The 20,099-nt window shown below is 63.6% G+C and carries 19 protein-coding genes and 2 pseudogenes; 8 read left to right on the top strand and 13 right to left on the bottom strand.

All coding sequences use genetic code 11. The annotated features are described in order from the left end of the window. Positions 1-13 precede the first annotated feature (13 nt). Positions 14-1,570, top strand: a complete 1,557-nt coding sequence (gene tnpC / locus ACSQ89_RS34315) for an IS66 family transposase (RefSeq protein ID WP_436296563.1) — start codon at positions 14-16, stop codon at positions 1,568-1,570. Positions 1,571-1,661: 91 nt separating this feature from the next. Continuing rightward, positions 1,662-2,180 (top strand): hypothetical protein, encoded by a 519-nt coding sequence (locus ACSQ89_RS34310; RefSeq protein WP_436295681.1) that lies wholly within the window; start codon positions 1,662-1,664, stop codon positions 2,178-2,180. 55 nt (positions 2,181-2,235) lie between these two features. On the opposite strand, the pseudogene ACSQ89_RS34305 reads toward ACSQ89_RS34310, so the two are convergent. The 4 genes and pseudogenes from ACSQ89_RS34305 to ACSQ89_RS34290 all read right to left on the bottom strand — a co-directional run. Beyond that, positions 2,236-3,001, bottom strand: a pseudogene (locus tag ACSQ89_RS34305) (IS630 family transposase); the annotation flags it as partial. 96 nt (positions 3,002-3,097) lie between these two features. Then, positions 3,098-4,456, bottom strand: a complete 1,359-nt coding sequence (locus tag ACSQ89_RS34300) for an IS701 family transposase (RefSeq protein WP_436296018.1) — start codon at positions 4,454-4,456, stop codon at positions 3,098-3,100. Between the two features lie 100 nt (positions 4,457-4,556). Further along, complete coding sequence (locus tag ACSQ89_RS34295; RefSeq protein ID WP_436295850.1) at positions 4,557-5,312, bottom strand: fused MFS/spermidine synthase; 756 nt, start codon at positions 5,310-5,312, stop codon at positions 4,557-4,559. 46 nt (positions 5,313-5,358) lie between these two features. Beyond that, complete coding sequence (locus ACSQ89_RS34290; protein WP_436295851.1) at positions 5,359-6,144, bottom strand: hypothetical protein; 786 nt, start codon at positions 6,142-6,144, stop codon at positions 5,359-5,361. 266 nt (positions 6,145-6,410) lie between these two features. Here ACSQ89_RS34290 and ACSQ89_RS34285 point away from each other — a divergent pair, with 266 nt between their 5' ends. After that, positions 6,411-6,599 carry a hypothetical protein gene (locus ACSQ89_RS34285; RefSeq protein WP_436295852.1) on the top strand — a complete coding sequence of 63 codons (189 nt, stop codon included), beginning with the start codon at positions 6,411-6,413 and terminating at the stop codon, positions 6,597-6,599. 91 nt (positions 6,600-6,690) lie between these two features. Then, the gene (locus tag ACSQ89_RS34280; RefSeq protein WP_436295853.1) at positions 6,691-7,422 is read left to right on the top strand and encodes a TerC family protein; all 732 of its coding nucleotides are present in this window, start codon (positions 6,691-6,693) and stop codon (positions 7,420-7,422) included. 236 nt (positions 7,423-7,658) lie between these two features. On the opposite strand, the gene ACSQ89_RS34275 is transcribed toward ACSQ89_RS34280, so the two are convergent. The 7 genes from ACSQ89_RS34275 to ACSQ89_RS34245 all read right to left on the bottom strand — a co-directional run bounded on the left by ACSQ89_RS34275 (position 7,659) and on the right by ACSQ89_RS34245 (position 15,323). Further along, positions 7,659-7,877 carry a hypothetical protein gene (locus ACSQ89_RS34275; protein WP_436295854.1) on the bottom strand — a complete coding sequence of 73 codons (219 nt, stop codon included), beginning with the start codon at positions 7,875-7,877 and terminating at the stop codon, positions 7,659-7,661. 167 nt (positions 7,878-8,044) lie between these two features. Then, the gene (locus ACSQ89_RS34270) at positions 8,045-8,794 is read right to left on the bottom strand and encodes a 4Fe-4S dicluster domain-containing protein (RefSeq protein ID WP_436295855.1); all 750 of its coding nucleotides are present in this window, start codon (positions 8,792-8,794) and stop codon (positions 8,045-8,047) included. Between the two features lie 8 nt (positions 8,795-8,802). After that, positions 8,803-10,176, bottom strand: coding sequence for an NADH-quinone oxidoreductase subunit C (locus tag ACSQ89_RS34265; protein WP_436296911.1), 1,374 nt, complete (start codon positions 10,174-10,176; stop codon positions 8,803-8,805). 107 nt (positions 10,177-10,283) lie between these two features. After that, positions 10,284-11,789 carry a complex I subunit 5 family protein gene (locus ACSQ89_RS34260; protein WP_436295860.1) on the bottom strand — a complete coding sequence of 502 codons (1,506 nt, stop codon included), beginning with the start codon at positions 11,787-11,789 and terminating at the stop codon, positions 10,284-10,286. Beyond that, on the bottom strand, positions 11,786-12,400 hold the full coding sequence (locus tag ACSQ89_RS34255) for a hypothetical protein (protein ID WP_436295857.1): 615 nt from the start codon (positions 12,398-12,400) through the stop codon (positions 11,786-11,788). Before ACSQ89_RS34255 ends, ACSQ89_RS34260 begins: the two co-directional genes overlap by 4 nt. After that, positions 12,400-13,323, bottom strand: a complete 924-nt coding sequence (locus ACSQ89_RS34250; RefSeq protein WP_436295858.1) for a respiratory chain complex I subunit 1 family protein — start codon at positions 13,321-13,323, stop codon at positions 12,400-12,402. The genes ACSQ89_RS34255 and ACSQ89_RS34250 overlap by 1 nt, the downstream gene beginning before the upstream one ends. Beyond that, on the bottom strand, positions 13,320-15,323 hold the full coding sequence (locus ACSQ89_RS34245; protein WP_436295859.1) for a proton-conducting transporter transmembrane domain-containing protein: 2,004 nt from the start codon (positions 15,321-15,323) through the stop codon (positions 13,320-13,322). The genes ACSQ89_RS34250 and ACSQ89_RS34245 overlap by 4 nt, the downstream gene beginning before the upstream one ends. A gap of 230 nt (positions 15,324-15,553) precedes the next feature. On the opposite strand from ACSQ89_RS34245, the gene ACSQ89_RS34240 reads away from it, so the two are divergent. The 3 genes from ACSQ89_RS34240 to ACSQ89_RS34230 all read left to right on the top strand — a co-directional run bounded on the left by ACSQ89_RS34240 (position 15,554) and on the right by ACSQ89_RS34230 (position 17,228). Beyond that, on the top strand, positions 15,554-15,751 hold the full coding sequence (locus ACSQ89_RS34240) for a ribbon-helix-helix protein, CopG family (RefSeq protein ID WP_436296045.1): 198 nt from the start codon (positions 15,554-15,556) through the stop codon (positions 15,749-15,751). A 357-nt stretch (positions 15,752-16,108) separates the two neighbouring features. Beyond that, positions 16,109-16,369, top strand: coding sequence for a hypothetical protein (locus ACSQ89_RS34235; RefSeq protein ID WP_436296036.1), 261 nt, complete (start codon positions 16,109-16,111; stop codon positions 16,367-16,369). 325 nt (positions 16,370-16,694) lie between these two features. Beyond that, positions 16,695-17,228: an AMP-binding enzyme gene (locus ACSQ89_RS34230; RefSeq protein WP_436296910.1), complete on the top strand. Its 534-nt coding sequence runs from the start codon at positions 16,695-16,697 to the stop codon at positions 17,226-17,228. A 212-nt stretch (positions 17,229-17,440) separates the two neighbouring features. Here the strand turns inward: ACSQ89_RS34230 and phbB are convergent, their stop codons facing one another. Then, positions 17,441-18,178: an acetoacetyl-CoA reductase gene (gene phbB / locus ACSQ89_RS34225; RefSeq protein ID WP_436296909.1), complete on the bottom strand. Its 738-nt coding sequence runs from the start codon at positions 18,176-18,178 to the stop codon at positions 17,441-17,443. 151 nt (positions 18,179-18,329) lie between these two features. On the opposite strand from phbB, the pseudogene ACSQ89_RS34220 reads away from it, so the two are divergent. Beyond that, positions 18,330-18,635 (top strand): annotated as a pseudogene (locus ACSQ89_RS34220) (RNA recognition motif domain-containing protein); the annotation flags it as partial. Positions 18,636-19,137: 502 nt separating this feature from the next. Here the strand turns inward: ACSQ89_RS34220 and ACSQ89_RS34215 are convergent. Beyond that, positions 19,138-20,094: an alpha-E domain-containing protein gene (locus ACSQ89_RS34215; RefSeq protein WP_436296908.1), complete on the bottom strand. Its 957-nt coding sequence runs from the start codon at positions 20,092-20,094 to the stop codon at positions 19,138-19,140. Positions 20,095-20,099 lie beyond the last annotated feature (5 nt).

Genomic DNA, 20,099 nt, shown 5'->3' with positions numbered 1-20,099 from the left:
GCACAGTCATGCCATGACGCCCGAACAACTGCTTGCCAGCAACGCTTTGCTCAATGGCGAAGTGGTGCGTTCGCAGGAGGCGTTGAAGATCGCGTTGCTGACCATCGACAAGCTCAAGGTCGAGCTGGCCTACTTGCGGCGCATGAAATACGGCCGTTCCAGCGAACAGCTCGAGCATGCACAGCTTGAACTAGTGGGTGGCCAGGTCGCGCAGCCGGCCGTGGTGTTGACGGCTCATTGCGAGGGCAGCGAGGGCGCCGAAGACAGCGAGCAGCAGTCCAACGTCAGGTCGATGCAAGACGCTCGCAAGAAGCGCAAGGCCGGGCAGGAAACCGGCTCGCGCGGACTGCCCGAGCACTTGCCGCGGCGCACCGTGATGCACACGCCTGAAGGTGGCTGCACGTGCGAGGCGTGCGGCAACGGCCTGCGCGAGATCGGCCAGGACGTCTCGGAGGTCCTCGACTACGAGCCCGGCAGCTTCCACGTCGTGCGCCATGTTCGACCGAAGCTGGCCTGCGGCGGATGCAGCACGATCGTGCAGGCGCTCGCGCCGAGCCGTCCGATCGCGCGCGGCCTGGCCGGTGCCGGATTGCTCGCCCACGTACTGACGAGCAAGTTCGCGGACCACACGCCCCTGTACCGGCTGTGCCAGATCTATGCGCGCGATGGCGTGGAGTTGCCTCGCTCCACGCCGACAGACTGGGTCGGCCAGGCGGCACGCCTGATGGCGCCGCTGGCCGATGCCCTCGGGCGCCATGTGCTGCGCGCCGCAAAGGTCCACGGCGACGACACGCCTATCCGTGTGCTCGGCGGTGCCGGGAGCAAGGCGAGCACCGGGCGGCTGTGGGTCTATGTGCGAGATGATCGCCCGAGTGCCGACACGGCCGCGCCGGCGGTGTGGTTCCAGTACTCGGCCAACCGCCGGGGCGAGCATCCGGTGCGTCACCTGAAGGACTTCCGGGGAATCCTGCAAGCCGATGCGTACGCGGGGTATCACCCCCTTTACGAAGACGGCCGGGTCATCGAGGCGGCATGCTGGAGCCACGCGCGACGAAAGGTGTGGGACATCCACGAGCGGCAACACAAGCTGGCTGGCACCTTGGCGCATCAAGCGCTGCTGCGCATCGGCAAGATCTTCAAGGTAGAGGCCGAGATCAATGGCAAGCCGCCCGATGAACGCATGCGCGTTCGGCAGGCGCGCACGCGCCCCTTGCTCGAGGACCTGAAGCTCTGGCTGAACACGACCTTGGCGCAGCTCTCGGCAAAGTCGCCCTTGGCGCTGGCCATCGGATACTCGTTGGGCAACTGGACGGCGCTCACACGCTTCGTGGATGACGGGCGCATCGAGGCGCACAACAATGCGGCCGAGCGCGCGCTGCGCGGCGTTGCAATCGGAAGAAAAAACTTCTTGCATCTGGGCTCGGATGCCGGCGGCCACAGCGCTGCAGTGATCTACACGTTGATCGGAACGGCCAAGCTCAACGGGATCAACCCGCAGGCGTATCTACGCCATGTACTGGAGCGCATCGCCGACCACCCGATCAACCGAATCGACGAGCTGCTGCCCTAGGTCGTGGCGCCCCAGCTCCAACAGCTTCGGCCATCCTGGTACGAGGAGCTCGCGCAGGCCGCCTGAGCTGGCGTCGTGGGCAAAATGGGCCATGCGCATCAAGCTGATCGAAGACTTGCCCATGGCCACCAGTGCTGAGCTGTACCAGCTCAGCTGGGTGATCGAACAACTGCTGGCCGATCCGCGGCGCGTCGTACAGGCGCGCAGCCAACTGCATCTGGGTCAGCAGGTGCAGTATCTCCATTGGGGCGACGGCAAGTGGCGGACGGTGCGGGTCGTGTCAATGAAGAACGACCGTGTGACGGTGCTCGACGAGGCCAACAACAAACATCTCAGCCTGCCTTACGCCGCCATCATGACGACGGAGTCGGCCACCGCAAACACGGGCGAGCAAGCATCCGCGCCGAGCAAGCCCACTCCGCCGCCGGAGATTCCGCGCCGCGAAAACTTCCGTGTCGGCCAGCGCGTGAGCTTCGCCGATCAAGGCTTGCAGCGGCACATCGGGCAAATCACGCGCATCAACCAACGCACCGCCACCATTCATTGCGACGGCCGTGCCTGGCGAGTTGGGTTCGCCTTCCTTCAGCACATCACTGACGTCACAGCCTGACGCCCTCCTGGCCGTGACCACTGACGTCAAGAACGGGGTCGGCCGGACTATTACCGTTGGCCTCGATGGTGCGCAGGAACTGTAGGAACTCGGCGCTGCGGTGGCGCCGATGCAGATCTCCGATGACGGCTCCGGTGGCAATGTCCAGCGCTGCGAACAGGGTGGTCGTGCCATGGCGCTCGTAGTCATGGGTGCGCCGCTCGGCGATGCCGGGCGCCAGGGGAAGCAAGGGCTGCGTGCGGTCCAGTGCCTGTATCTGACTCTTCTCATCGACGCACAACACCATGGCCATCAGCGGCGGGTCCATGTACAACCCGACGATGTCGCGCACCTTCTCGACAAACAGCGGGTCGCTGGAAAGCTTGAAGGTATCTTGGCGATGGGGCTGCAGTCCGAATGCGCGCCAGATGCGCGACACCGCCGTTTGCGATAGGCCGGCTTCGCGCGCCATGGTGCGCGTGCTCCAGTGCGTCGCGGCGTCGGGCACGCTCTCCAGCGTCTTGGCGATCACGGCGTCCACGCGTGCGTCGTCGATCGTGCGCGGTGCGCCGGGTCGAGGGGGCATCGAGCAATCCGTCCAGCCGATGCTCAACGAATCGGGCACGCCACTTCGAGACGGTCTGAGGCGTCACGCGCTGCCGGCTCGCAACTGCCTTGTTATCAACGCCTTCGGCACAGCTCAGAACAATGCGTGCCCGCAGCGCCAAGGCCTGCGCGGTCTTGCGCCGCAATGTCAGTGCGGTGAGCTGCTCGTACTCGTCTTCCGTCAACACCAGTTCGGTCTTGGGTCTTCCCACGCATCGCGGCCTCGTCGTGAACATACGGTACACGATCGATCAACGCGACATTGATTAGTCTTACTGTGTTAGATATTTGGTGCTGGTTGATGCCGAAGACAACAGGGACACCGAGGCAGGTTACGAGCCAGCAGCGCGCCGATACGCAATCGCAAGCTCGTGATGGAGGATGGGACGTGGCGCTGCGCCCTCTGGGCTTCCCCGAGGTTTGTAATGCGTGGGTAGGGCAGGCTCCTGGCGTGCGGAGTTTTTTTTACCGTCGATCTCGGCGGGGTGCTGCAGCCGTTGCGCAAGCAAGAAGCCGTAGGCGGCAATGCTGAGACTGGCGTGATGATGAAAGCCGCGCCAGCCTCGGCCTTCGTACTGTCCGAGGCCCAGGTCCTGCTTGAGATCCTGGTAGTCGCGCTCGATGCGCCAGCGCATCTTGGCCTCATAGACCATGCGCTCCAGCGGTGTGTCTTCGGCAAGCGTCGACAGCCAGTACTTCAGCGGTTCGTCGTGGCCCTCGGGCCATTCGATCAGCAGCCATTGCGGCTCGCGCAGTTCGCTGCGCTCCTGGTCGCGATGCGCCGCACGTACCCTCACTCGGGCGAAGTGCGAGCGCAGCTGAGAGTTCGTGCCCTCGCGCCAGGTGACTTCTTGCCAGTCGTCGGGCTCGATGTCGAAGGCCACGTCCTTGACCGTGCGGGGCCGGTGCTTTGGGGCGGTGGCATCGCCGTGGCGCAGCCGCCGTGGCACACGGCCCCTGCCGCTGTAAGGCTTGGGCGGCAGGGGTTCGTGCCCGGGCGGCCACACCGTGACGCTGCCTGTCACCCCCACGACGTAGCGCAAGCCAAGCTCGCCCAGGCGTTCGCGAAACGCCGTGTCCACGCCGTAACCCGCGTCGGCCAACACGCAGTGCCTCGGCGCCCCCTGGGCCAGCAGGTGTTCGATCTGCTGCAGCGCGATTTGAGGCTTGGTGGCGAACTCGAGCGCTTCGGGCACGCGGGCCTTCTCGCGTCGGGCCGGGTCGTCGGCCCACTCCTGGGGAAGGTACAGCTGCCACGCCACCGGAATGCTGGCCGCCGCGCAGGCCAGCGACACGCTCACCGCCACCTGGCAGTTGTCCTGCTTGCCCAGCATCCCGCAGTATTGGCGCGCCACGCCCACCGAGTGCCGCCCCTGCTTGGGAAATCCCGTGTCGTCGATGATCCACCAACCGCCGTCGCTGAAATCCATCAACGGCACCACCCACTGGCATACCCCCAGCAGCATCTGCTCGTCCGACCAATTCGCATCGGCCACGAAGTGGTGCAGCGACTGGTGGCGCGAACGCACATTCAGCGGGTCCATATGCGCCGCCATCGGCTCCACGCTCTTGCGCTGCAGCGGCGACATCAGCCCCGTGGTGTAACCCCGCAAGCCCGCATGACGGTCGGAATGACCCAGCCCCCCGCTCAGATGGGCCATGTAGCGCTCGAATTCCTGTAAGTCTTCCATCAAGGTTCACCCTTCTCCTGAAGAAGTGCGCATAATGCCTTGATTTCGCTCAAATTACTAACACAGTAAGATTAGTTCAACGAACTTCTAACTCGCAACACTAGCGTCGCTGATCTTTCAGCACCGATGCGATCAATGCAAACCCTGCGAGCAACTGGCTGGCTGCGCCTGGGTCGAGGTTTGGCGGCCTGCGAATCGCTCCCAACCGATACGTCTCCAGGGCAGTGCCGTTGCAGGCAAACACGATGCTGTGGCTCTCCTCGCCGTCATCGACAACCAGGACCGAGCCATTGAAGCTGCGACGGATGCGAGCCAGGTGCTCGTCGGTTTCGGGGTCGCCGTACTGCAAATTGACCACCATGATTCCGTTGGGCTGGAGCGTCTCGCGGCAGTCGTCGTAGAAGCTTTGAGAAGACAACTGGGCAGGCAGTCCCTCAAGGTCATAGCCGTCGACGATCAACACGTCGAAACGGGCTGGACTACGGCGTACAAATTCCGCCCCATCGGCTTGGAAAACGATGAACCGCGCGTCATCGCGCGGGATGTGGAACTCCTCGCGCAACGCGATCACCATCGGATTGATCTCTGCGATCTGGATTCGGGCGCGGCTCAAATAGCGGTAGCAGAATTTGGCCAGCGACCCGCCGCCCAAGCCGACCATCCCAATGCTGCGCGGTTCCGGCTTGAAAAGCAGGAAGCCCATCATCGTGCGCGTGTATTCGAGAGCCAGCGCATTGGGATCATTGGTCCGCATGTAGCTTTGAACGTCACTGATACAGAAGTGGAGGGCCTTGGAGTTGGTGGTCTCGTAGATGAAGGGTTTGACGTGCTGCGCAGATGCGGAACGATCGGACATGGGCAAGGTCGGTTTTCTGTTTCTTGATTGAGGGGCTACTTGGGTTTCAGCGCTTGGCCATGTGTACCAGCGAGGCGCGAATGTGCTCAGTGTCCATGTTGGCGATCACTACGCGCGGGGTGAGGAATGTCGGTTGGCTGATCTGAAGGTTGGGTACTACGAGCAGGCATTGAACGTGAGCACTGTTCGGGTCAGTCATCCGGTGATGTGCCAATACCCCTTGCCGTACGACGTCCGTCGAGGCGATGTTCGTGAGCAAGGTGACGACCACCGGGCCATCCAGCCCCAGGTCCAGCGTCGCCACATCATCCCCCTCTTGAGAAGTCGATTCGATCTGGACTGCTGCCAACTCGGGGGCATTCTTCAGTATCTGCCTGACGATTTCCAGCAGGCAGTCGCGCATGATCAATTTCGGGAATGAGCCGGTGGTCCCGGCCGCTCGAATGAGACTTGCGAGCCCCAACAAGCTCGAATCGCTTCCGTCGTAGCGCAAGCATTGCAGCCTCCACTCAGGGTACAGCTGGCAGGCAGTGTCAACCTCGTGCGGATCGGCGGCAGCGTAGCACGCTGCATCCAGGCAGGTCATGGCTTCTTCGAAGGCATCGATCGACGCCAAGGCATCGGGAAATTGCCGCGCAAAGGACTTCGGATCCCGAACGCCGTTGCGTGCGCGCATGAGCGGCGCTGCGAGGTGGACACGGTCACCCTCGCGCCAGAGTGCTGCACCAACTCGTGGTTCCCCGCCGGGCGGCAGAAATTGCACCAGCATCAGGTTGTGATTGAGATGTGATCCGCCGGCCGCTGCGGGCCTGTTGAAATGCTGTTGGGGCATGGTGGTCGCCTCAGGCCCCTCGAACGACGTTGATCAGCCGTCGTCTCGGTGAACACCGCCGGTCAACTCGAACTGCGATCGCCGTCGCTGCCGGAACAACAACAAGAGTCGGGCGAATGCACCCCACGTCATCGAGCCTCCACGCTGCAAGTGTGGCCAGCGCCGCGATTTCTCGACGCTGGGCTAGCCAACGCGCTCAAGGAGGCATAAGCTTCAAGGCAAATGTAATGCGTTGAAGGTGTAATTGCAATGGTAATGATATTACCATGTTTGGCGGCCACGTAGGCCGGATCGCGGCAGGCATGGCCAACCGTGATGCGGCAATGCAGCAGAGAGGCGTTACCCGTCGCCGCCGCCCGTATGGCCGACAACAACGAGAAGGCGCCGGAATGTTCAAGGCCCTGGTGAATCGGCGCGATCACCACAACATCGACGTTTCGGGCATCGTCAACTAGAACCTGGGAGACCTGTCTCGTCGAGTTCATCGCAGGGTTGCGGTACTTGTGGGAGAGACAAGGTCGCTTGCAAGCCGTTGGAGGGATGCCTTTGACAGAACAGCTGTTGCTTCCTGCCTTCTGGCTCGCGGTTGGCCAGATCATCATGATTGACATCCTGCTGGGTGGCGACAACGCCGTTGTGATCGCGATGGCCTGCCGCGGGCTGCCCGATTACCAGCGCATCCAAGGGATCGTGTGGGGAACGCTTGGTGCGATCCTCATGCGAGTTGTTCTAATCTTTTTCGCGCTCCACATCCTTGCGATTCCCTACTTGAAGATCGTCGGTGCGGTGCTCCTCATATGGATCGGGGTCAGATTGGTTCTCCCGCAAGATAAAGGCAGTAGCCATGCGCACGTCGGGAGCACCGAACAACTCGGCACAGCCATACGAACTGTGATTACCGCCGACTTGGTGATGAGTATCGACAACGTGTTGGCGATTGCCGCGGCAGCTGAAAGCGCCGCCATCCAGCACAAGATGGCGATCGTGGTGTTCGGGCTGCTGGTAAGCATCCCCATCATCGTTGTCGGCAGCCGCTTGGCATTGCGGCTGATGGATCGCTACCCGATCGTCGTGACCGCAGGTGGATTACTTCTTGGCTGGATCAGCGGTGTCATGCTGGCCACCGACGCCGGGATCGCGTGGATGGTCCCGCAGAATGCCATTGCAAGGTACATCTGCGGCGCGGTCGGCGCTGTTTCAGTGGTCATGCTCGGCAGACTGGCGGCTGCGAGAGCTTCCAGGGCAGCTCACGATACCGAGCCGGGCGAATGCGGGTGAACAGCCAACGGTCGAGCGCACCACCCAGAGGCCGCGGCGGCATGCGCGGTCACTCGCAAAATAAGATTCGGCCGGCGCAGGTCAGAACGGTCGATCGTTTCAAGGACTGGAGCCACTCAAGCCGGTACCCCTGATCGCCGGTTAGAGCGCACGATGTACTTCGGAAGATTCCTCCGCGCCGATCGTCTCCACGCCAACCATTGTGAGCAGGCCGCGCCGGACGACTGCTGCGGCGGTCAAGCGACCGCGAACATCCCGAGGCCGAGCACGACGGCCACGCAAACTATCGTCACGATGTGACCGGCAGCGACCGAGCGCACCCGCTGGAGGCTGTTCTTAAACGCAAACAACCGCTCCCGCGAAAGCGCGCACTGCCGCATGTGAGATGCGAGCGCATCGACGTCGCCAGATACGAAGTCGATTTGGGAATGGGCATGGGTGTGGGGGGAAGACATGGCGAAGATTCCGGTGAACGACGCTCAAACTGCCGCCCCAGTACGAGGGGGGCGAGAACTGTAAACGGGGCAAAAAGCATACGCCTCATCCAGAACAAAGACCATCGCCCTTAATACTGTGGCTCTGGTTGTGGGGCCCCCTCTAAGCCGCGAGTCAGTGAAATATCTCAGCTCCTGATGCCGAGCAGGTCGAGCACCCCGCATACGAAAGTGAGCGGATGGGGCGGACACCCAGGCACGTAGAGCGTCGGCTTGAATCGGTCGAGGAAACTTCGCTCCAAGGCTGACGATTCCTCGAAGGGGCTGCCCGATATCGCGCAGGCCCCGACTGCGATCACCAGCTTGGGGTCGGGCATGCCGTCCCAGCACAGCTGCAGCCCCGCGGCCATGTTGCGCGTGATCGGCCCCGTCAACACCAGGCCGTCCGCATGCCGCGGGGATGCCACGATGTCGATGCCATAGCGCCCGATGTCGAAGTTGACATTGGTGAGTGCATTGACCTCGAGCTCGCAGCCGTTGCAGCCGCCTGCCGAGACCGATCTCAGCTTGAGCGAACGACCAAATCGCTTGCGCAGTGCTTCGGATACCTTGACGGGATCAGGTGCCGGCCGCGCGGCGCTGATCACCAATCCCGAGCGGCTGGTAGAGGCCAGTTGGAAGTCGTTCGTGAAGGAAAGCTTCCCGCTTGGGCATGCGGAAGCACAATCGCCGCACATGACGCAGCGGCCCAGATCGATCTGCACCGGGTCCGGCGTGATCGCCTCGGCTGGACAGGCGGTAGCGCAGGCATTGCAACCCGTTTCGCAGGGAGCGGCACCGATGACGGGCTTGCCGCGGAAGCCGACAGGGTTCGCTTGGCGAGGATCCTTGATGTATTGAGTCCCCTGCGAGACCCTGACCTTGATCGACTGGAGCACCGATGTTCCTAAAGATCGTTCCCACAATAGGAAAGATCAAAGCTCTTGTTGCAGATGGGGAAGTCCGAGATCTCGTTGTCGCGAAGGGCGAGCGCGAGGCCGAACCAGTTCAGCAGCGACGGATCCTGGACCTTGTAGTGAAGGAGGCGCCCATCGGCGCCCGTTTCCAACGCTTGGACCACGGGTCCTCGGAAGCCTTCGCGCACCGAGACGCACAGCGTGTCAGGGCTGAGCGGCCCTACCGGCGCGGGCGTCGCGGTCATCAGGTCGGGCCCCGGCGCATCGAGCACCTGCGTCAACCAGCGGATGGATTCGTCGATCTCGCGCATGCGAAGCTTCAGTCGCGCCCAGCAGTCGCCCGTCTCCTCGGTCAGAAGCCTGATGGGATGGCTGGTGTGCAGCTGCCCGGGCAGGCTGATGCGCATGTCAACGGCAACGCCGCTGGCGCGCCCCGCCAAGCCCACCAGCCCGATATCCTGCGCAGCCTCGTTGCTGACGACGCCCACTCCCTGAAACCGCGACTGAACGCTGCGCGCGTTGAGCATCAGGTCGTTGACTTCGGCAATGTCCTTCGTGAAGGCCGCGATGGTCGTGAGCAGGTCCCGTCGCAGCTCATTGGTGATCCCGAACCGCACGCCGCCCGGTCGCAACCAACCCCGGCCGAAGCGGCTGCCGCAGGCGCGCATGGATGCGTTGATGACCGCCGTGCGCAAACGCCCATAGGTGGCGCCCCCCTGCAGGAACGCGATGTCGGTGGCGAGCCCGGTGAGGCCTGCCAGATGCATGGCCACGCGCTCGAGTTCCAACGCGACGCCGCGCACGAGATCGGACTCGATGCTCACCTGAGCACCGGACAGCGCTTCCACCGCGGCGCAGTAGCCCCACGCATAAGCGATGCTGCTGTCGCCAACGATGGACTCGACCAACGACGTGAGCGCGAGCGGCGGGCGGCGCAACAGGAGTGCCTCGACGCCGCGGTGCTGGTAGCCGAGCTGGATTTCCAGGTGGTGCACTTGCTCGCCGTGGCACATGAAGCGGAAATGTCCCGGCTCGATCACGCTGGCGTGGATCGGACCGACTCCTACCTCGTGGATCTCCTGCCCGCGCACCTTGAAGAATGGATGTTCAGCCATGCGCTGCTGGCGAGGCCCCTCGTAGCGCACCGGCTTGAGCCAGGGATGCCCAACAGGGGTAAGTCCTGTTTGCTCCCACAACTCCCGTTCGAACATCTGTACGGCCGGATGCCGCGGAGTGAGCGATGGGAACGATTCGTGGCACTTCCCGCGGCCGCGCAGGGCGCTGAGCTGCCCTTCATGGCCCTGCAGAACCGCCGTGACCACCACTTCGTCGTTCGCATCGGGGCGCCCGAAAAGCGTGATCATGCGATCGCCGGCGCCGAGGGCCTGCGCGCAGCAGCCCGCCCACTCGGCCAAGCCGAAGGGTGCGATCTCGCGGGTCGGCACCATGGCAACTGGCTTGGCGGGTCCCATCATTGCCCGCCAATCGATTGCGCCACTTGCAGCAGCAGTTGGCTGATCGGGGCCGGTGTGTAGACGCCGAGCAGGACCAGGACAACAACGAATCCGAGCTTGGGCACCGCAGTCACCCAGCTTTCGGTGATCGGTGGACCTTGCCGGTCCGACGGTCCCCACAGCATCGGAAAAATGGATCGGCCGGTCGCGACGAAGATGATCGTCAGCATCGTGCACATCATCGTGAACGCGATCAGGTTGCCCGACTGCACGATGCCCGACAAGATCAGCATCTCGGCCATGAAGCTGCCGAACGGTGGGAAGCCCAGCAGGGCGAAAGTGCCCACGGCGAACAGCAGCCCTGAGAACGGTAGCACCCGGATCACACCGCTCAGTGCCTTGACTTCGTTGGTGCCGTAGACGGCCCGCAGCCGGCCTGCGGTGAGGAACAGCAGTGCCTTGACGAAGGCGTTGCTGACGACGTAGAGCAGCACGCCGTACGCCGCCGCCTTGCCCACCGACAACCCGATCGCGATCACGCCGGAGGAGCTGACGCACGCATAGGCGATCAGCCGCTTGTAGCTGCGCGCGGCCATCACCTGAATCGCCGCCACCACCAGCGACAGGCAGCCCATGATCAACAGCTGATATGCCACGAAGCCGGTGTCCTGGGCGCGAAACACCTGCAGGATGCGGAAGACTGCCACCACGCTGATGTTGAACTGCACAGCCGCCAGCAGCGCGCTCGTGCTGGTCGGCGCTGCTTCATAGGTCTCCGGCATCCAGCTGTACAGTGGCGCGAGGCCAAGCTTGCTGCCCAGGCCGAACAGCATCAACCCCAGTCCGAGGTGTTGCCAGCTGTCGCCGACGGTCGGCACGGCCGCCGCCATTTCGCCGAGGGCGAAATTGATCTCCACGCCCTGCAGGTACGCCGAGCGGGTGAGGCACATGATGCCCAGGAAAGTCAGCGCGAGGGACATGCTGGAATACAGCAGATAGCGCCAAGCGACACGATGCGGCGCCGGTGCACTGCCCTGGGCGACCAGAGGCGCTGCGCACAAGGTAGTCAGCTCGATGAACGCCCACAACAGCAGCAGGTTGTTGGCCATCACGCCCAGGTTCATGGCCGCCATGAACGCGAGCGTGAGTGAAGTCCTGGACAGGATGTTCTTGGCCAGCGCAGTCGACGTACCCACGCGCGAGGCCATGTAGACGCTGATACCCAGGAAGACGCTGTTGATCACCAGCAGGAACAGCAGCGAGGTCGCGTCGATCACGAAATAGCGCTGTGCAAAATAGAGCGGCAGTTCGGTAAGCGGCGTGAGCACGAAGAGGGTGGCTGACAGCAACAGGCTGGCCAGTGCCACCGCGACCATCGCCGGGCCAACCCATCGATGACGAACGCCCGGGTCTGGGCTTATCGAACTCGGATCCGCCAGGGTCATGAGTGCACTCTGTGTGTCGAGCGCAACCCCGCCAAGCGTGAGCGCGCCTGCCTCGCGACTGGCTGGCGGCGGGCTCATGCGCTTTCCTTCACCACGTGTGGCTCGCCGTTCGTTTGGCCCGATTCGGGTACTCCAACCAGCCAGCCGCCCACGCCGACCGTGAGCAGGTAGATGGCACTCAGCGCAGCGTGGACCGGCAGCGGCCACGGCTCGGGAAGCAGCGACTCGAACAACGCCAGTGCGTTTTCCATGAAGAGCACGGCAACCAACTGGGCTGGAGGCGAATTGTTGGTCGACAGTACCAACAAGGCCACGGCCACTGTGGCACCGACGACGCCGAGCGCGAGGGCCTGCCGATCGGACATGGCGGGAGCGCCGAATTCGAACGCCAGCACGATGAGCGCGATGGCGATCGCCCATGTAAAGAGGTTCGAAGGCATCAGGTCGAGGTTCGGCTCTGCGCGCAGGCGGATGGCCCGGCGCAACAGTAGCGGGGCGATGACACCACGCACGAGGAGGACCTCAAGCAGTGCCACGAGCGCATGGACCGATACCTCAGCGTGATGCACGATGCCGTTCCAGCCCAACGCCAGGGCCTGCAACGCGAGCCAGACCGGCGCGGAGCGGATCTTGCCGAAGAAGACCGGAATGACGGCGGCGACCAGGAAAACGACCAGCGCTAGCCTCATCAGGACCTCCCCAACCAGCCGGCGCCGCCCAGGCACAGGGCCGCCACGGCCGACGCCAGCATGAGATACCGCGGCACCAGGCTCATGCGCAGTCGCGCGACCAGCGACTCGACGCATCCCACCACCACGGCGACGCCGGCCATGATGAACAGCGAGGCGACCACACAGGCCAGCGGCGCGTTCAGGGGGTCAAAGGGATTGAGAAGTGCCGCGATCAAACCCGCATAGATGGTCATTTTCAGGGCCGCCGCGAATTGCATCGCAGCCAGTTCCGGGCCGCTGTGGTCGAGGACCATCACCTCGTGGACCATCGTCAGCTCGAGGTGTGTCAGCGGGTCGTCCACGGGCACTCGCGAGGCTTCGGCCTGCAGCAGGACGAAAAGAACTGCGACAGCGGGCGCCGCCAGCCAGCGGAACGACTCGGCTTGGTGCAGATGGCCGATCAGGCCGGCGAAGCTGCTGTGGCCGGTGACCACGCTGGCAGCCCCGACGAGCATGAACAGCGCCGGTTCGACGAAGGCGGTGAACGATGCCTCGCGGGCGGCGCCCATGCCCTCAAACGAGCTGCCGACGTCCATGGCCGACAGCATGAGAAAGATGCGGGCCAGCGCGAGCGTGTAGGCAAAGAAGATGAAGTCATGCCTGAACTCGAGCGGCGCGATGCTGCCGAGAATCGGCGCGATCATCGCGGCGAGCACGGACGCCGCCAGGACCACCCAGGCACCAGTCCGGAACAAGGGCGTGGCGACGACGCTGAAAACCGGCCGCTTGCGCAGCAGGCGCAAGAGGTCCCAGCCCAACTGCATGAGACGCGGTCCCTTGCGCCCGGCCCACAGCGCCTTGGTTCGGTTCACGAGGCCGACCATCAGCACTGGCATGCCGAGCGCAATGAGCACATGGGCGACCACGATCAACAGCTTCATCGCAGCGGCCCGCTCGCCAGCACCAGCACTCCGGCGATCACCACGATGCCGACCAGGGCGGCCGCGAAGGCGACGCGCGGATCGTCTTCGCGCAACCTCTTCGACAGGTCGCCAGCCGACGCATCTCCGTGGCCGATGACGGAGAACAGCCTTCGCTCGACCGCGTCCACACAGTCGGTGACCAGGTAGCTTTCGGTCGGAAAGTAACCCGCTGGCGCTTTCCGCCGCCGCAGCATCAGCACCACAGCGCGAAAGCGGGCGCTAAAGTCTGAAGAGAAGCTGGAGCCGGTGTACTGCATGCGCGGGGTCGGCGCACCATAGCCGCAGCCCCAGGTCACATGGCTCGCAGCCGACTGGGACGCCGATCTGGATCGCAACCAGATCAGCAGTTTGATCGACAGAGCGAGCGCACCGGAGATCATGCCAATCCACATCAGCGTGTCGGCGATCGGCTGCAGGACGTTGACGGTCGGCTTAAGCAACGCCCCGAGCGCGATGATGGTGGAGCCTTGCACCAGCTTGAAGCCCAGCACCGGTATGACGCCGAGTACGATGACGCCCACCGCATGCACGCCCATGGGCACCAGCATCCAGCGGCTCACCTCGGTGGGTGGCGTCACGTTGCGGTCTCGCGGCACGCCAAGGAAGACCACGCCGAAGGCGCGCGTGATGCTCAACGCGGAGACTGCGCCCACGAAGGCCAGTAGCGCACCGGCTGCACACAGCGCCACCTTGGCCCAGGCGCCGATGGGGGCATCGGTGAACAGACCCGAGTAGATGACGAACTCGCTGGTGAAGCCGTTGAGTGGCGGTAGCGCGGCGATCGCGACGCCGCCAAGGAGGAAGCTCAGCGCCGTCCAGGGCATCAAGCGTGACAGCCCTCCCAGCTTTTCCATGTCGACGGTATGTGTCGCCTGGTAGACCGCGCCGGCGGCGTAGAACAGTTGGCACTTGAAGAACGCGTGATTCAGCACGTGCAGCAATCCACCCGCGAATCCGATCGCTACCAGCGAGGCGTTGCCCCAGCTCAGCCCGAGGCAGCCGACACCGAAGCCGATGCCGGCGATGCCCACGTTTTCGGTCGACGAGTAGCCCAGCAGGCGCTTCAGGTCACGTTGCCCGACCGTGTACAGGGCGCCGACCACCGCCGACAGGACGGAGAAGCCGATCAGGAACCAGCCCATCCATTCGTCAGGCTTGCCGATCAGAAAAACGAAGCGCACCAGTGCGTAGAGGCCGGCCTTGTGGATGACGCCCGACATCAGCGCCGACACGTGCGCCGGCGCCGCCGCGTGGGCCCGTGGCAGCCAGGAATGAAACGGGAAGAACGCGGATTTGAGGCCGAAGCTCGTGACCAGCAGCAGGAAGACGAGGTTGCGTTCCGAGCCTGCGTTGTCGCGCAGCCATCCCCCGAAGCTGCTGAGGTCCCACGAGCGCGAGTGCGTGTACAGGATCATGAACGCCGCAACCAGGAAGATCAGACCGATGTGCGTGGACACCAGGTAGTTGAACCCGGCAAAGCGGACTTTCTGGTTCGTGTAGTCCCAGATGACGAGAAGCCATGCGGCCAGAGCGGCGGTCTCCCAGCCGAGCAGGAAGATCAGCGCATGATCCGCGGTGTAGACGAGCACGAACGACAAGGACGTCAGGTTCAGCAACGCGTAGTGCACCCCCAGATGCCGCTTCGATCCGAAGTACGGCCGCAGGTAGCCCACCGCGTAGATGCTGCCCAGCAAGGTCATCGGGAGCGACCAGGCCAGGAAGAAGGCACCCAACGCGTCCAATCGCACCCGCAGCGTGCCAACCGGATAGGCCCACGCCAGTTCGCCGACCACGGCCGCTCCACCGGCCAGAACGGGGATCACCGTGGCCCAGACCAATGCCGTTGCGACCACTTGCGAAAGCACCCCGATGCCTGCATGCGTGGCGCTGCGCAAGGGCAGCAGACAAGCTGCGGCGCCCAGCAGCAAGACGAATACGGCGGCGCTGAGAGCCGTCATTGGTGTTCCGGAGCCTGGGGCGCCGCGAAGCCGTCTCGAACTCGTCCGGTTACGCGCTGCAGCGAACCGGACGGCCAAGCCGCGTGCGGTGCGCAGGAATCAACGAGACAATGCAATGAACAACTCCGGCATCTCCGCCAAGCGGGCATCGGAAGCGCCTTGGCCTAGCTTGAAATTCGATTGCGCTGGATGATACTGTTATTATCATGAAACTGACATAGGGATAGCTCATGGAACTCAAGACAGCGCGCCTGACGGTGCTGGTCGATCCCTCGAAGAAAAAGGCCTTTGAGGCACTTTGCGCCCGCCAGGATGTCACCCCTTCGCAGGTCGTTCGACGTCTGATTCGCGACTACTTGGCGCACCACGGCGTCACTTTCGTCCCAAGCGGAATGGAGCAAGACGAGGAAATGGCTGCGAAGCCCTGATAGCCGCTGACGCGAGCGAGAGCATTTGAGAAAACTGTCGGACGGCGCGCAGTGGTCGGTGTCGGCAGCCCGGAAATCTTTGCCCAGTTCGGATGCTGGGTGCATGCATTTTTCTCGGGGACGGTCTGCGAAGCGCGATCTGGTCCCAATGGCTCTGGTCGCTACGTGCTGTCGGCGACGGCGACTGCGAAACTTCGTGGGCCGCGCGCGGCGGCCCTCGGTCAGCACGAGAGTCGCCGAGCCACATGGCGATCCTCAGCTTTCTGCGCAACTCGACGATTGAAGCTGCCAAGCCCAGCGACGGCCATGTCGACGTGGCGCGGTCTATTTTTGCGTAGCCACCTCATCAGGTACTGAATGTCTTCTCCCGACGAAATAGAGAAACGAACGGACGTGAGTGACCGCGTGCCGCCGCATGAGCTCGACGACGATCAATTGGCCGAGATGGCCCGGGAGTGGCGCAGTCGGGCCGCACGCGGGGATGCGCTCGCCTTTGGCCTCGCGCATGCTTTCGAGGCAGAACTTCGCCGCCGCGTGCGGGACAGCCAGGTCTCGCCTCTCGCGACGCTCGAACAACCGAGGAGCCCCAAACCGCGGCCATGGTGGAAGTTCTGGTGAAGCTGGCTTGACGCGTAAGCCGACGGTAGAGTCCAGGTTCCCGCTGACGTGTGCCAAAGTGCCGTGCGGTGCAATCGAGAAGCGCATACCGAAGGCCGCTGCGATCGCGATCGCCTGTCGCTTGCTTCCAAGCCTTGCAAGCTCCGATGAAATCTCCGGTCGTCGGCGTTAGGGCGCCTTCGGCTTGATGAACCCCGCCGCGTTCTTGTCCTTGCCAGGTGGTCAGCGCTCTTGGACTCTGGCGACTCTGCAAGCGGCGACGTGGCTTCGGCTTCGGCAGGTTCAATCTTCATGGGAGGGGCAACAATCGGATCGGGGTCCGGCTGTGGAATCGGAATTGCGTTATGTGCGCCAGTACTACTCGCGCTACTGCAAGGACCCCAAGAGCAAGGACTGGCGCGACTGGCCCTACCTGGCGGGCGACGGCGCGGTGCAAGCGGCCGACGGGTACTACCGCATCCTCGGCCGCATTGACGACGTGATCAACGTTGCCGGCCACCGCCTGGGCACCAAGGAAATCGAATCGGCTGCGCTGCTCGTGCCAGAGGTCGTCGAGGCGGCCGTGGTTCCGGTGGCCGACCCGGTCAAGGGCAAGGTGCCCGACCTGTATGTGGCATTGAAGCTGGGGTTGGCACCCTCCACGGAGATCGCCGACCGGGTCTCGGCATCGGTGGTGTCCGAGATCGGCGCCATTGCGCGTCCGCGCCGGGTGATCGTCGTTCCCGACATGCCCAAGACGCGCTCGGGAAAGATCATGCGTCGCGTGCTCGCAGCGATTTCGAACCGCCAGGATCCAGGCGACGTGTCCACCCTCGCCAATCCGGAGGTCGTCGACCGGATCAAGGAGCTGGCCAAATAGCACCGTTCTGTCGCCCGCGACCAGGCCATGGGTCGCAAAATGCGAACGAAGGTCGGCCGACGCTTCCTGGGGGAGCAACCGTGCCTCGTCCTCGTTATGGCTGCGGATCACGGTCTCGGTCGAGGGGGTGAGCCCGCCGTCTGGATCATCAAGACCCGCCGCAGCGGGTCTCCGAAAACACCGCGGCGCGAACGCTTCAGCGCCTCCGTGCCTCAGTGCATGTGCAAGCCGCCGTTGACCGAGAAATCGGCCCCGGTGGAGTAGCCGCTTTCGTCGCTCGCGAGCCAGGCGACGATCGAGGCGATCTCGCTCGGTGCGCCCAGCCGCTTGACGGGGATCGTGCCCACGATCTTGTCGAGCACTTCCTGGCGGATCGCGCGGACCATGTCGGTGCCGATGTAGCCCGGGCTCACGGTGTTCACCGTCACGCCCTTGGCCGCCAGCTCCTGCGCCAGCGCCATCGTGAAGCCGTGCATGCCGGCCTTGGCGGCCGAGTAGTTGGTCTGGCCGGCCTGACCCTTGGCGCCGTTGACCGAGCTGATGTTGATGATGCGGCCCCAGCCCTTTTCGACCATGTCCGCGACCACCTGCTTGGTGACGTTGAACATGCTGTTGAGGTTGGTTTCGATCACCGCGCTCCACTCTTCGAGCGTCATCTTGAGGAACATGCGGTCCCGCGTGATGCCGGCGTTGTTGACCAGCACGTCGACGCTGCCGTGTTCGGCCTTGGCCTTGGTGAAGGCCTCGACCGTCGACTGCCAGTCTCCGACATTGCCGACCGACGCGTGGAACTCGTAGCCCTCGGCTTTCTGCTCGCCCAGCCACTTGGCGTGGTCACGGGTGGGGCCGCAGCCGGCGATGACCGTGAAACCATCCTTGTGCAGGCGCTGGCAAATGGCGGTTCCGATGCCTCCCATGCCCCCGGTGACGTATGCGACTTTCTTGCTCATGCGCGTTCCTTGAAGTGGACGAACCTGAACCGGCGCAGTTCACTCTAGCGAAGTTTCTCATCACCCCGCTCAGGAAAACACTGAGCCCGGGTTGCAACCGGGCCAGCTCTAGTGCTCGGACGTTCCTGGGCGTTTCACTGCCAGGTTCGTCGACAACGATCTTGAACGGGCTTTCAGCCAATACGGCTCGATCGCCAGCGCCAAGGTCATGGTCGAGCGTGATGCCGACCGCTCCAAAGGCTTCGGCTTCGTCGAAACGGGCACCGACGCGGAAGCGCTGGCGACCATCGAAGGCCTGAACGGCCACTCGCTCGGCGGTCGCAACCTGACCGTCAATGAAGCCCGCCCGATGGAGCCCCGTCCTGCAGGCGGCGGCTACGGTGGTGGTCGCAGCGGCGGTGGCGGCGGTTATGGTGGTGGCGGAAATCGCAGCGGCGGAGGCCGCGGCGGTTACTGAGCGCTTTCCAGCGTCAGCCAAAGAGGTTCTTTCGGGAGCCTTGTCCATTGCGCCGGCAGAAGCCGGTACGCAGAAGTCCCGTTCAGTACTGACAAGCAAGCGATCAGGCGCGGGCGACGACCCTCGATGCGCGGTATCGAGCCCGACGAGCACCCTCATGCCCATAAAAATGGATGGCGGAATGTGCAAGCGGGGCTGCGCCAGTCAGTCCGTCATCGCCCATCCCATCGACTTCGCGCCGTACGCACTTTGATCTCCGGCGCTGTGTTTTGGGGACGTCAGTCGAATCCGCATCGACGACGCCCAGCCCGGGCAAACGCACTTCGCCTACGCTGAGAGACGTCCAATGCTCGGTATTGATTTGTCCGTGCAGACCGTTCCCATTATGGACGAGAGCTTGCAAAAGGCGTCGGGTCCATCCATGCACCGAAAGTACGACTACCCCCTCGCAAGTCCCTTTGGTCTCAACAGAATCGGTCCGCAGGCCTCGGTAGCGATGCACTCAACGCCCCGGCACCAGAAAGTCCTGGCTGATTCGCCACCCCAGTTCATTCACCCGATCGAGAAACTGCGTTAGATAGGCGTGCAGCCCGGTCGCCAGAATCTCGTCGACGCGCGCGTACTGCAGGTCGGCCAGCAGCTTGCCGGCGCGGCGCTGCGTCTCAGCGCTTTGGTCGTTCTTCACCTTGTCGAGGTTCTTGACAACCTCCTGGAGGCTGGCGTGTAGCGAGCGCGGCATGTCGGCGCGCAGGATCAGCAATTCGGCCACGCGTTCGGGCTTGATCACGTCGCGGTACACCTTGCGGTAGACCTCGAAGGCCGAAGCGCTGCGCAGGATCGCGCTCCAGTGATAGAAGTCGTACTCGAGGTCTTCCTCGGTGGCGGTGCCGAAGAACTCGCTGTTGAGGGCATGGAACTTCACGTCGATCAGCCGTGCGGTGTTGTCTGCACGCTCTAGAAAGGTGCCCAGCCGCGAGAAGTAGAAGGCCTCGTCCTGCAACATGGTGCCAAACATCACGCCGCGCGAGAGGTGCGAGCGGAACTTGACCCATTCGAAGAACTGGCCCGGGTCGCGCTCGAATTCGCCGGCGCGCAGCATGCGGTTGACCTCGAGCCAGGTCGTGTTCTGCGTCTCCCAGGCTTCGGTGGTGAGCGCGCCGCGCACGGCCCGCGCGTTCTCGCGCGCGGCTCGGAGGCACGAAAGGATCGACGAGGGATTGGACTCGTCCTTGACCATGAACTCCATCACCTCGTCGGGCACGATGTGCTCGTGCTTTTCGTTGAACAAGGGCAGCAGCTCGCTGATGGAGAGCAGGCCCTGCCAGCCGTACTTGGCAACCTCGGCCGATTGCGGCAAGAGCGAGGTCTGGTAGTTGACGTCGAGCATGCGCGCGGTGTTTTCGGCCCGCTCGGTGTAGCGCGACATCCAGTAGAGGTGATCGGCGGTGCGTGACAACATATCTG

The organism is Variovorax sp. LjRoot175 (assembly GCF_964253805.1).
GTDB lineage: Bacteria > Pseudomonadota > Gammaproteobacteria > Burkholderiales > Burkholderiaceae_C > Variovorax.
Note: the sequence above shows the minus strand (reverse complement) of the source record. Positions and strands in the feature narration are given on the sequence as shown.

Coding starts and splice junctions, on each gene's coding strand:
- tnpC (WP_436296563.1), top strand. CDS start 14: ATGACGCCCGAACAACTGCTTGCCAGCAACGCTTTGCTCAATGGCGAA.
- ACSQ89_RS34310 (WP_436295681.1), top strand. CDS start 1,662: ATGCGCATCAAGCTGATCGAAGACTTGCCCATGGCCACCAGTGCTGAG.
- ACSQ89_RS34300 (WP_436296018.1), bottom strand. CDS start 4,456: ATGGAAGACTTACAGGAATTCGAGCGCTACATGGCCCATCTGAGCGGG.
- ACSQ89_RS34295 (WP_436295850.1), bottom strand. CDS start 5,312: ATGTCCGATCGTTCCGCATCTGCGCAGCACGTCAAACCCTTCATCTAC.
- ACSQ89_RS34290 (WP_436295851.1), bottom strand. CDS start 6,144: ATGCCCCAACAGCATTTCAACAGGCCCGCAGCGGCCGGCGGATCACAT.
- ACSQ89_RS34285 (WP_436295852.1), top strand. CDS start 6,411: ATGTTTGGCGGCCACGTAGGCCGGATCGCGGCAGGCATGGCCAACCGT.
- ACSQ89_RS34275 (WP_436295854.1), bottom strand. CDS start 7,877: ATGTCTTCCCCCCACACCCATGCCCATTCCCAAATCGACTTCGTATCT.
- ACSQ89_RS34265 (WP_436296911.1), bottom strand. CDS start 10,176: ATGATCACGCTTTTCGGGCGCCCCGATGCGAACGACGAAGTGGTGGTC.
- ACSQ89_RS34260 (WP_436295860.1), bottom strand. CDS start 11,789: ATGAGCCCGCCGCCAGCCAGTCGCGAGGCAGGCGCGCTCACGCTTGGC.
- ACSQ89_RS34255 (WP_436295857.1), bottom strand. CDS start 12,400: ATGAGGCTAGCGCTGGTCGTTTTCCTGGTCGCCGCCGTCATTCCGGTC.
- ACSQ89_RS34250 (WP_436295858.1), bottom strand. CDS start 13,323: ATGAAGCTGTTGATCGTGGTCGCCCATGTGCTCATTGCGCTCGGCATG.
- ACSQ89_RS34245 (WP_436295859.1), bottom strand. CDS start 15,323: ATGACGGCTCTCAGCGCCGCCGTATTCGTCTTGCTGCTGGGCGCCGCA.
- ACSQ89_RS34240 (WP_436296045.1), top strand. CDS start 15,554: ATGGAACTCAAGACAGCGCGCCTGACGGTGCTGGTCGATCCCTCGAAG.
- ACSQ89_RS34235 (WP_436296036.1), top strand. CDS start 16,109: ATGTCTTCTCCCGACGAAATAGAGAAACGAACGGACGTGAGTGACCGC.
- phbB (WP_436296909.1), bottom strand. CDS start 18,178: ATGAGCAAGAAAGTCGCATACGTCACCGGGGGCATGGGAGGCATCGGA.
- ACSQ89_RS34215 (WP_436296908.1), bottom strand. CDS start 20,094: ATGTTGTCACGCACCGCCGATCACCTCTACTGGATGTCGCGCTACACC.